This window comes from Pseudomonas sp. MDT1-17, assembly GCF_054898105.1.
This window is the reverse complement of record NZ_JBUBVM010000001.1, coordinates 4,689,881-4,700,946: the sequence shown is the minus strand read 5'-3', so window position 1 is coordinate 4,700,946 and position 11,066 is coordinate 4,689,881. Positions and strand designations below refer to the sequence as shown.

Here is an 11,066-nt window from a genome sequence, read left to right as displayed (position 1 = left end):
AAGGATTCGTCCCATGGCTGTTTTGCCAGAACTTGAAGCATTTTTAGAACTCGCCGCGTTCGGCCGGATGACCGGCAAAAGTCGCGCGATGCATGAACAGTCGCCACAACAGGCGCGGATCGATTTTGAAGCGTCGTCGGGGTTTCTCGATGTGCCGCTGGACAGCGTTGCCTGCGAGGACTTCACCATCGCCGCGCGAGATGGCCACAGCCTGTCGGCAAGGGTGTATCGCGATGGGCACGCAGTCGACGGGTTGCAGCCGGTGGTGTTGTATTTCCATGGCGGCGGGTATGTGGTCGGCAGCCTCGATTCCCATGATGCGCTGTGCCGGCGATTGGCGGCACAGGGTGGTTTTACGTTGTTGACGGTGGATTATCGCCTGGCGCCGGAATGGCGTTTCCCGACGCCGGTGCAGGATGCCTGCGATGCGGGAAACTGGCTGGTCCGTGAAGGCGCAGCACATGGCCTGGACGCGACGCGAGTGGCCGTGGCCGGTGACAGCGTGGGTGCGACGCTGGCGACGGTGTTGTCGATCATGGCCGTGCGTGAACCTGAGGAACTGGCGTTGAAGCCCAAGGCGCAAGTGCTGGTTTACCCGGTGACGGATGCCACGACGAAACGGGCGTCGCATCGGGATTTCGCCGAGGGTTATTTGCTGGAGACGCCGACGCTGGACTGGTTCTACGGGCAGTACGCGCGCACGCCAGAGGATTTGGCGGATTGGCGTTGTTCGCCGTTGCAGACAGCGGATCTGTCCGGTGTGGCACCGGCGCTGGTGTATTTGGCGGGACATGATCCGTTGCATGACGAAGGGTTGGCGTATGCCGATTTGTTACGTGCTGCGGGGAATGAGGTGACGTTGTTGGAGCAGCCGGGCATGACCCATGACTTTTTGCGCATGGCGGGGTTGTTGGGGGAGGTTGAGGGGATTCATGCGGAAGTGGCGGGGTGGGTGCGTTCGCGGGTTTGAGTTGAAATGAAAAAAACCGCCATTCCTGGGTCAGAGTGGCGGTTTTTTTGTGTCCGGCCTGAATATTTCTAGTGAGGCGACAATCGCCTTCACGCCCTGAGCCTCTCCGTCAACTCGGTTTTACTGTGTCCAGCTCACTGGTCAACGGTGAGCCGTGCCGGAGCAAGGCCTGTAAATAAACCTTTTCGTCGTACACGGTACTGGTCGTCCAGCACCGATAAACGATCCGGATCCACTTGAACGCCAGGGCCCTGAGGGCCGCTTGGTAAGAGCAGCCTTTGGCCCTTTGCTGGCGATAATAAGCCTCTGCCCACACCGATTGATTGATGCTGTGGGCAGCCCACTCAACAAAGGTCTGGCGCAAAAAAGTTGCGCATTGATAGCGCCAGTGGACGACTTTTTTCTTGCCACTGCGTTCGGTAACCGGGGCAATCCCGGCATATCGCTGCACCGCACTGGCATCCTTGAAGCGATCACGCTGCTCACCAAAGGCGACCATCAACCGTGGTGCAAGCTGCTGTCCCGCGCCGGGCAAGGCCTTGAAGAGTCGGTAGTCGGCCAGGGTGTTGGCAGTTTTTTCGATTTCCCGATCAAAGTCTTTGATCGCCGTGATGATCCCTTTCAGTTGCGAGACCAGGGCCAGCACATACAGCGCTGAAGGACTGACCACGCCTGGATCTTCAGTCAACGGCATGGCGTTGGCGATCAACGCCAAACGCTGCTGATTGAGCTCAGCATGGCGAACATTATGCGCGTGAAGGAACTTCAAAACGCTGGCTGGCCGAGCGCGCTTAAGCGTTTCAAAGGTCGACCAGCGCGCCAGAAATTCACAAAAAACCAGCGTGTCATGGTCATGAAACAGCTCCAGGGCCAACGGGTAGTACTGTTTGAGCATGCAGACCAGACGGTTGCTGATCTTGACCCGGTCATCGACCAATCCGCGGCGATGTTCAGTCAGGCTGGCGAGCGAACGCATGGCGGAGCTTTGCTGGACCAGTTGAGGAAACCGTTCGGGGTGATTCAGCAACAGTTCAAGCGCCCATTGAGCATCCGTTGGATCATCCTTGGCGCCACTGGGGACGAAGGTTTTACGGTGCCGGGCCAAGGTGCTCGGATTGATCGGAAAGATACAAAAAAACTCATATTTTTGCAGAGCCGCTATCAGTGGGCCTTTGTTCAACTCCACGGCGATCGCGATCGGGCCACCGTAACGTCGATGCAGCGACTTGGCCCAACGATCAATCGACTCGGGCTTGTGGTCGATGACCTCGAAACTCCGCTGAGCCTCTCCAGCTATCTGCAAACAGGTGTCGTGCTTGGCGTCTGCCCAATCAATTCCGATGTAAGCAGTGAAACTCTGAGACAGGAGCGTTTGCATGGAACACCTCCACAGACGCTAAAGTACATGCAGGGACATGCATGCTTGCGTCCAGCGAAGGCGATATAGAGAGCCGTGTCGGGCTTTCCCTGAGAATTCGTTAGAGGGCGCAAGCGCACCTGTGGACTCGAAGGTGAAGGCGTAATCATCGAGTGCTGCGCGAGCATATTCGTAGCCCGCAGGTGCATGTTCCTTCCTCGCCGACAGCCAACTTCCAGCGAAGTCAGTATGGAAGAGAAAGGAACGGACTACCTATATCGCGAGCAGGCTCGCTCCCACATTTGAGCTGTGTGCCCACTGAAGATTACCTGTGGGAGCGAGCCTGCTCGCGAAGGCGGTCTGATATGCCAACATAAATCTGCCAGCCAAAAAAATACCCGCATCTCACGACACGGGCATTTTTTCATTTCAGCTTACAGCTCAGAAATCATACTTCGCAGTGAGCTGCAGGTTGCGTGGCTCGCCGTAGAACGTGGTGCCGAAGTTGCCCAGGCCCGACATGTACTTCTTGTCGAAGACGTTGTAGGCATTGGCGGTGAAGCTCAGGTGTTCGTCGTACTGATAACGGGTCATCAGGTCCACGAGGGTATAGCCACCTTGCTTGAGCATGGTGCTGCCGCCCTCGCCACCGCCCACGTTGGGGCTGTAGCTCTGGCCGTAAAACGCGCTCTGCCAGCTGACACCGCCACCGACGGTGACCTGGTCCAGTGCGCCGGGCAGACGGTAAGTGGTGAACGTACGCACCACGTGTTCCGGTTTGCTGGAGGCTAGCGGGAAACCGAAGATACGTTGTTCGTCTTCGTCGCGGGTACGCGCGTAGGTGTAGCCGGCAGTCACGTTCCAGCCATCCGCCAGTTCGCCAGCCAGTTCCATTTCCACACCTTTGGTGGTGGCGCCGGAGATGGCTTTATAAACATCCTGGCCGGTGCCTACGTCGGTGGTGACGTATTGCGCGACGTTGTCCTGCTCGATCTGGAACAAGGCGAAGCTGGCGTTCAGCTTGCCTTCGAAATAAGCCGCCTTGATGCCGGTTTCGTAGCTGTCGCCTTCAACAGGCTTGAGGGTCGAACCGGTCACGTCCTTGTAGATTTGCGGCTGGTAGATCTTGGTGTAGCTGGCGTAGACCGAGTACACATCGTTCAGGTCATAAACCACACCGGCGTACGGTGTGACGACGCCATGCTCCTTGTAGCTGGCGTGGGTGTCAGTCTGGGTAGCGCCTGGATAGTAGGAGTAATCTTCGTTGTACTTGAAGGTGCTCAGACGGCTGCCGAGGATGAACGACAGGTCGTCGGTCGGACGCAGGCGCGTGGCCAGGTAAAGACCGTTCTGGCTCTGGGTGCGTTCGTATTTGCCGTTTTTCGGGAATTCCTGTTTCGGCAGGTGACCGTTCCAGTCAAAGATGCTGCCCGGCACCAGTTCGAACGCGCTGGTGTCGTAGGTCGCACCGGTCTGACGCGAGTGGGAAGCCATGAATCCAGCCACCAGTTCATGCTCGCGACCACCCAGGGAAAACGGCCCGGAGACGTTTACGTCTGCAGAGTTCTGTACGCGATGACCTTCCCAGCGGCCCCAGTAAAGGAAATTGCCTTCGCCCGTGACGGGGTCGGCGGAGCCACCGCTGGCCGAGGCCAGTTGGGTATCGTGATCGGTGGTTTTCTGGTCGAAACTGGCCTTGAATTTCCAGTCATTGGCCAGCGCTTGTTCCAGCGACGAGAAGTAGGTGACGCTGTCGAAATCACGACGGCTCCAGTCGGCACCCGGGTTGAAACTGCGGGAGAAATCGGTGCGGCTGCCATCGGTGAAGTACGGCGCGTTACCGGTCCACGAACTGCCCCGTGGCGTTGCACTGGACTTGTCGACGCCAACAGTCAGCAGGGTGTTGTCTGTCAGGTCGGCTTCAAGGATGCCGTAGTAGATATCTTTTTTCTGGCTGTAGTGGTCGATGTACGAACCTTTGTCCTGGTAGGCGCCAACGAACCGACCGCGCACGTTGCCCGAATCGGTCAGCGAACCGGAGATGTCGCCTTCGGTGCGGTAGTTGTCCCAGGAACCTGCGGTGGCGCTGACCGAGGCCTTGAAATCCTTGGTCGGTTTCTTGCGGATCAGGTTGACGGTGGCAGACGGGTCGCCAGAACCGGTCATCAGGCCGGTAGCGCCTTTGATGACTTCGATGTGGTCGAGGCTGGCCGCGTCGTCGCTGTTGTTCGGGTTTTCACCGTACACACCGTCGTAAGGCTGGTTGACGCCATCGTACTGAAAGTTGGTGATGGCGAAGCCACGGGCTGAAAACTCGGTACGGTCACTGTCGTACTTCTGTGTCGTAACGCCGGGGGTGTTGCGCAACGCGTCGGCGACGCTGGTGACGCCGCGATCGTCCATTTGCTGGCGTGTCACCACGGTCACCGATTGTGGCGTTTCACGCAGGGTCAGCGGCAACTTGGTCGCGGTGGTGGTCGCACCGGTGGTGTAGGAACCGGTGTCTTCAGTGGTCAGGCCCAGGGCCTGGCCGGAAATGGTGGTCGCACCCAGTTGCAGGCTCGAGCCGCCGCCGGACACCAGGGTGACGCTGTTGCCGTTGATCTGGAACGAAATACCGGTGCCTTGCAGCAGGGCCTTCAGGGCGTCGGACGGTTCCAGCGAACCGGAGACTGCGCGGGACTTGATGCCGGCAACCTGGTCCGGGCTGTAGAGGATTTGCAGATTGGTCTGCATGCCCAACTCGGTCAGCGCGTTGGAAAGCGATTGACCTGCAATGTTCACTTTCACAGGTGCAGCATTGGCCATCGAGCTCCCCAGCAAGGTGGCGGTCAGCAGTACGCTAGTGAACAGGGTGCGATGCAAAGTCGGGCGCTGTACGGCCAGCGCGAGAGGTGTGCGGCGTGTTTGAGGTCGCATTACTTACCTGAGCTCCAGAAAAAGTGTTGTGCAGAGTTTTTGTTAATAGGAATGATTATTAGACGCAGCACGAACGAGAAACCGGAAAGAAACCGGAAAAATAAAATTCATGAAGGTGGCAAAACGCGATCTGTGTAGCAGCTGGCGAAGCCTGCGTTCGGCTGCGCAGCAGTCGTAAAATCAAAGCTCGCGGTGCATCAGGCAGACCTCGCGAGCCGGGTTGACGACTGCTTCGCAGCCCGAACGCAGGCTTCGCCAGCTGCTACATAGACCGCGGTCCTCGGTTTCAGGCAGGGGCGAGTTCCGTGATGACGCGTCCGCTTTCCATACGAACAAGTTGATCCGACACGTCGAAATAACGGTCATCGTGGGAGATCACGATGATGGTCTTGCCCAGACGTTTGAGGTCCGGCAGCAACTCGGTGTAGAAGATCCGGCGGAAGGTCGGGTCCTGGTCGGCCGCCCATTCATCGAACACCAGCACCGGACGTTCCTCCAGCCAGGCATTGACCAGAGCCAGGCGTTTGCGCTGGCCGGTGGAGAGGTCGGTGGTGGTGAAGTTGCCGTCCTTGACGCTGACCTTGTGCGCGATCTCCAGGCGTTGCAGGTATTTGTTGGCGTCTTCGGGGATGTGCTGATCGCCCTGGACCACATCATCGAACAGGTAATAGTCGGCGAAGATGGTGGTGAACAACTGGCGATAGTCATCGCGGTTCTGCGCGTCGATCGCCTCGCCGTTGACGCGGATTTCGCCCTGTTGCGGTGTGTACAGGCCCAGCAGCAGCTTGATCAGCGTGGTCTTGCCGCAACCGTTCTCGCCGACAATAAAGGTGATGTCGCCTTGCTTGATCGTCAGGTTCACCGGCCCGAGCTGGAACGGCGCAGCCCCTTCAGCAGCCGGGAAGTTGAAACGCACATCCGCCAGTTTCAGTTCGTGCACCGCTTGCTTGACGTTGCCTTTATCGCTCAGCAGCAGATGAGGTTCCGGGGTGGAAAACTGCTCCGAGAGCTCGGCGATGCGGCGAAAGGCAATCTGCGCGCGGCTGACGATCGGCAAGGTGCTGATCAAATGTTCCAGCGGTCCTTTCATATAAAGCAGCACCAGCACGAAGCCGCTCATCACGGTTTTGTCGGCACTCGGCCAAAAGGTTTGCAGGGCCAGGGCCAGGCCGATCACCACGAAGAACAGCATCGAACCGAAGGTCTTGGCGATCACGAATGTATTGATCGAACGCACCTGGGTGTTGCAGATGAACTCGGCGGTGGCCTTGATACCCGAGACGAACATGCGCTGGCGACGTGGACGATGAATGCGCAGTTCCTTGGCACCTTCGGCAATCGCGTTGTAGTGCTTTTGCAGTTCATCTTCGGCCTCACGGGCGGCCATGAAACCCTGCACGCCTTTGCTCTGGGCGTAGGCCTGGATCGCCGTGCCGATCAGAATCGCGGCGACCATGATCAGGAACATCGGCCACGACAGAATCGCCAGGTAGCCCATGCAGCCCAAGGTCACGGTTACGGAAATGGCCAGCGGCGCGAAGGCGAAAGCGAAGTCGCTGATGGTGTCGACGTCGTGGGTCAGCACCGGGATCAGGCGGTGACTGCGATAGCGCTCGATCTGTTCGATCGGTGCCGAGAGAACCTTTTCACCCAACTGTTTACGCAGCTTGGCGATGATGTGCTGGCCGACATAGTTGGTGCCGATGTCCGAGCAGATCGAACTGGCCAGTGCCAGCAGGCACAGGCCGGCGAACAGGGCGACGACACCTTGGGTCAGGCCGGTGTCCGAATGCAGGGCGTTGTTGATGGTCGCCAGCAATACCGTGACGCTCAGGCCGCCGACCATGCCCAAAAAAATGGACGCGGCGACGATGAGCCGAAAAGGTTTCAACAGGGCGAACAATTCGCCGATGGCGCCACGGGTAGGCTGGGTCATGGAAGACAGTTCCTTGGGTCGTAAAGGCAGATACCCAGTAGAACGTCTGGTGGGGGGCTTAATTTAGAAGGGCGCCGACTGGCGGCGGGGCGTGCCACACAAAACCCTGTAGGAGCTGCCGAAGGCTGCGATCTTTTGACTTTGCTTTGAAAAAACAAGATCAAAAGATCGCAGCCTTCGGCAGCTCCTACAGGGGGGCAGCGTACGGCTTAGAGTTCGCGCACGATGCGGAAACCCATCCAGTCGCCGCGCTCTTGCTGGTATTGGCTGTTGCGGTTGCCGGAGCGTGAGAACACCGGCGCTTCACCCCAGTCGTTGCCGCGAATCCGCACGGCTTCGCACTTAGGCTCGAGCCAGGCGCTGCCATCGGTGGGGGCTCCGACGTAATCAGGGTGTTCGCAGTCCTCGACCCATTCGTAGACGTTGCCGTGCATGTCGTACAGGCCGAAAGCGTTCGGCGGGTAGCTGCCCACGGGTGAGCTGTAGCTGTAACCGTCCGCCGGGCCATAGGTGTTGGCGTGCTTGGCGATGCTGTATGCCTTGCCTTCATCGAACGGGAAGGGGAACGGCCCTTTGCTGCCGCCACGCGCGGCATATTCGCGTTGGGCTTCGCTGACCATGTGGTACTTCTGCCCGGTCTTTTTCGATAGCCAGGCGACGTAGTTTTTCACGTCATCGAAGTTCATGCACACCGCCGGCTGACGCGGGCTTTGCGGATAACGCGGCTTGCTGGCGACGCACTCGCGACCCGGCCGGGTATCGCCATTGGCGATGGTCACGCCACTTTCCCGTACGTAACTGTCCCATTCGCCGGCAGTGACCTGGAAGCGGCTCATGGCGAACGGTTTGGCAAAGGTTACCTCGTGCATCGGACCTTCATCAGGCTCGCGCCCGACTTCGTCTTCGGGTGTGCCCATGGTGAAGGTGCCAGCCGGCAGCACGACCATTTCCGGGCAGTCCCGGCAGTCCTTGAACACTTTGCCCGGTTGCGCGGGTGCGGCCGCCTGAGCAGCGGTCGGCAGCAGTCCTGCGAGGAGGGCAGTCAGTGCCAGGGTCAGCAGATCACGGTTCATGAGTCATCTCGATTAAAGGAAATCACAAGCGCTTGCTCAACACGGCCATGAAGCGGTCGATATCGTTTTCGGTGTTGAGCAGGCCGGGGGCGATGCGGATTACCGGGCCGACGTCGCGGTCCACCGCGTCGCAGACCACGCGGTTTTCCATCAGCAGGACGGCGACTTTTTCGCAGTCCCGATCCTTGATCCGGAAGAAGGTGAAACCGGCCGACAGGTCCGGACTTTTTGGCGTCACCCGTTCGATCTGCGGGTGCTCCAGCAAACGGTTTTTTGCGTAGGTATTGAGCGCGTGGATGCGCGCCTGCACCTCGGCCTTGCCCAAGTCCAGGTGCAGCTTGAAGGCTTCGTTCAGGGCCCAGCGATGTTCAAAGCTGTGATAGCCGCCGGGGGTCATGATGGTCGAGAAGGTGGTGGCTTCGGAGAACGTCGGGATGGTCGGCGTCACGTCCTTGAGCTCGGTCGAACGCGCGCAGATGATCCCGGTGCCGCGCGGGCCGAACATCCATTTGTGCGTGCCGGCAATGAAGAAATCGCAGTGCATGTCGGGGAAGTCGAGGTCCTCGACGCCGAAGCCATGGACACCGTCGACCACATACAGGATGCGGTCCTTTTCCTCGCGGTGGCGGTTCTGTTCGTCCACCAGTTTGCCGATCTCGCCGATCGGCAGTTTCACGCCGCTGCCCGATTGCACCCACGTCATGCCGAGCACCCGGGTTTCGGGGCGAATGCCTTTGGCGATCGAGCCCAGCACCTCATCCACCGAAACGTCGTGACTGTTCTCGAACAGCTTGAGCTTGCGAACCTTGACGCCGTCCTTTTGCTGGCGATACCCCAGCGCATAGTTCGTCGCGTAGTGTTCGTGTTCGCTGGTGAGGATTTCCTGGTCGGGGCGCACATGAATGCCGCCGTAAATCAGCGACAGACCTTCGGTGGTGCTGCCGGTGAGGGCGATTTGCTCAGGCTTGGCCTTGAGGTAGCGACCGGCCCAGACGCGCACTTCCTGCTCGCGTTTTTCGGTTTCCCCCAAGTCCCAGTCCATGGCCCGACCGGGATTGCGGTCGAGGTTGGCGCGGTGCATGTCGATGGCTTCACGCACCGGCCTTGGGTGTGAGGTCACCAGAAAATTGGCGAAGTGCAGGTAATCCGGGTCCTGATTGAACATCTGGCGTAGTTGCGCCCATTTATCCTTCGGCAGCGGCGCCGGATTGGCGGCCAGCGCCGGCAGGTTCACGGCTGCGCCCAAGGGCAGGCTCGCCGCGAGAATACCGGCCTGCTTGAGGAATGAACGACGGTTGGTCATGAGTTCGGTTCGCTTTTGCAAAGGAGGGGATCAGTTTTTCGCCACAGGCTTGGAAGACTTCTGCACCTGGTCCCAGACCCGCAGGAAATTGCCGCCCCAGAGCTTGGCGATATCGGCTTCGCCGTAGCCGCGGCTGATCAGTTCGGCGGTCACGTTGCGCGCCTCGCTGACGTCTTTCCAGCCGTCCAGACCACCGCCGTCGTTGAAGTCAGAACTGATGCCGACGTGGTCGATGCCGATTTTCTTCACGGCATAGTCGATCGCGTCGCCGTAGTCCTTGAGGTTGGCCTTGGGTTCTTCGTCGATGATGGCGTAGAGCTGGCTGGCGTACTCGCCGAAGCGTTGTTCGGACCAGACGGTGATCACCGGATCGCCCGGCATCAGCGCCATCTCCAGACCTTGCAGCGGTTGCAGGTCGAACCCTGCGCGCAGGGCGTTGAGTTTGTCCTGGGTAGCCTGGCTGAGTGGGCGGATGTAGGTCGGGAAACCGACAATCTGCACCACGCCGCCGCTGTTCTTGATCAGCTGCATTTCCTGGTCGCTGAGGTTGCGCGGGATGTCCACCAGACCTCGCGGTGCCGAGTGGGACGCGACCATCGGTGCACGGCTCAGCTGGGCAACTTGCTCCAGCGCCTTGGTCGACATCTGCGAAACATCGATGATCACGCCTAGGTCGTTGAGGCGGTGTACGGCTTGTTTGCCGATCTCCGAGAGGCCGCCGAGGGCGTCCCGCGAGTCATTGAAAAATGGCAATGGCCGGGACGAGTCGGCCCAGGCGTTGTTGCCCACGTAACTGAAGCCGAACATGCGCATGCCCCGGGCCGCCCATTGGTCCAGGGCGTTCAGGTCGTTGCCCAGCGGATAGGCGTTGAGCATGCTCATGAAAATCGCGAACTTGCCTTCGCCGTGCAGGCGGCGGAAATCGTCGGGGGTGTAGGCGATGGCGACCTGATTGGGGAAGTCACGAACCAGGGTGCTGATGATTTTGTAGCGGGTTTCCTGCTCGAACCGTGCCTCGTCGACGAAACCTGCGGTGGGCCGGTGCGGGGCGTTGGCGCCGTTCCAGATTTCCGGCCAGCCGAAAATCGTCAGGGCTGCGCCGGACAGCCGTCCGCGCCCGGTCTTGACCAGGTCGAATTGCCCGGTGCCGTCCTTGTCCGCTTCATTGCCGGCCGTGCCGAAGTCCAGCGGGACGGTGACGTGGCTGTCGAAAGAAAGAATCCGCTCGTGCAACTCATCGGCCTGTTTCATCACCTTGACCGGGTAGCCGGGATTGTCCCTGAACCAATAATCCCAGGCCGCAAAGCCTGCGCCGGCGCTGATCGCCAGGGCCAGCGGCAGGCCGATGTAAAGAGCCTTTTTCGAACGTGGTTTTGTCATTGCCGTCTCAGTCAGGTTCGCCGCCCCGGTGCAGGCGCAGGGGCCTTTGCTATCTGGGAAGAACGAGTGGCCTGCCAAGGAATTTAGTGTTTGTGCCGGCCTCTTCGCGAGCAGGCTCGCTCCCACAG

General features: G+C 59.5%; 7 protein-coding genes. 1 reads left to right on the top strand and 6 read right to left on the bottom strand.

Annotated elements, in window-relative coordinates; translation table 11 throughout:
• Positions 1-13 precede the first annotated feature (13 nt).
• Positions 14-970, top strand: a complete 957-nt coding sequence (locus ACYZTX_RS21870) for an alpha/beta hydrolase (RefSeq protein WP_462035807.1) — start codon at positions 14-16, stop codon at positions 968-970.
• Between the two features lie 109 nt (positions 971-1,079).
• Here ACYZTX_RS21870 and ACYZTX_RS21865 read toward each other — a convergent pair whose 3' ends face one another.
• From ACYZTX_RS21865 to pvdM, 6 genes are all read right to left on the bottom strand, one after another.
• Positions 1,080-2,348, bottom strand: a complete 1,269-nt coding sequence (locus ACYZTX_RS21865; RefSeq protein ID WP_462035806.1) for an IS110 family RNA-guided transposase — start codon at positions 2,346-2,348, stop codon at positions 1,080-1,082.
• Positions 2,349-2,768: 420 nt separating this feature from the next.
• Positions 2,769-5,246: a TonB-dependent siderophore receptor gene (locus ACYZTX_RS21860; RefSeq protein WP_462035805.1), complete on the bottom strand. Its 2,478-nt coding sequence runs from the start codon at positions 5,244-5,246 to the stop codon at positions 2,769-2,771.
• Between the two features lie 286 nt (positions 5,247-5,532).
• The gene (locus ACYZTX_RS21855; RefSeq protein WP_462035804.1) at positions 5,533-7,182 is read right to left on the bottom strand and encodes a cyclic peptide export ABC transporter; all 1,650 of its coding nucleotides are present in this window, start codon (positions 7,180-7,182) and stop codon (positions 5,533-5,535) included.
• A 209-nt stretch (positions 7,183-7,391) separates the two neighbouring features.
• Positions 7,392-8,255: a dihydropyoverdine dehydrogenase gene (gene pvdO / locus ACYZTX_RS21850; RefSeq protein WP_462035803.1), complete on the bottom strand. Its 864-nt coding sequence runs from the start codon at positions 8,253-8,255 to the stop codon at positions 7,392-7,394.
• A gap of 22 nt (positions 8,256-8,277) precedes the next feature.
• Positions 8,278-9,558: a pyoverdine-tailoring periplasmic protein PvdN gene (pvdN, locus tag ACYZTX_RS21845; RefSeq protein ID WP_462035802.1), complete on the bottom strand. Its 1,281-nt coding sequence runs from the start codon at positions 9,556-9,558 to the stop codon at positions 8,278-8,280.
• A gap of 30 nt (positions 9,559-9,588) precedes the next feature.
• Positions 9,589-10,938: a pyoverdine-tailoring dipeptidase-like protein PvdM gene (pvdM, locus tag ACYZTX_RS21840; protein WP_462035801.1), complete on the bottom strand. Its 1,350-nt coding sequence runs from the start codon at positions 10,936-10,938 to the stop codon at positions 9,589-9,591.
• Between the last annotated feature and the right edge of the window lie 128 nt (positions 10,939-11,066).

Excerpts from the sequence above, each read along its gene's own strand:
- ACYZTX_RS21870 (WP_462035807.1), top strand. The coding sequence starts at position 14 with ATGGCTGTTTTGCCAGAACTTGAAGCATTTTTAGAACTCGCCGCGTTC.
- ACYZTX_RS21865 (WP_462035806.1), bottom strand. The coding sequence starts at position 2,348 with ATGCAAACGCTCCTGTCTCAGAGTTTCACTGCTTACATCGGAATTGAT.
- ACYZTX_RS21860 (WP_462035805.1), bottom strand. The coding sequence starts at position 5,246 with ATGCGACCTCAAACACGCCGCACACCTCTCGCGCTGGCCGTACAGCGC.
- ACYZTX_RS21855 (WP_462035804.1), bottom strand. The coding sequence starts at position 7,182 with ATGACCCAGCCTACCCGTGGCGCCATCGGCGAATTGTTCGCCCTGTTG.
- pvdO (WP_462035803.1), bottom strand. The coding sequence starts at position 8,255 with ATGAACCGTGATCTGCTGACCCTGGCACTGACTGCCCTCCTCGCAGGA.
- pvdN (WP_462035802.1), bottom strand. The coding sequence starts at position 9,558 with ATGACCAACCGTCGTTCATTCCTCAAGCAGGCCGGTATTCTCGCGGCG.
- pvdM (WP_462035801.1), bottom strand. The coding sequence starts at position 10,938 with ATGACAAAACCACGTTCGAAAAAGGCTCTTTACATCGGCCTGCCGCTG.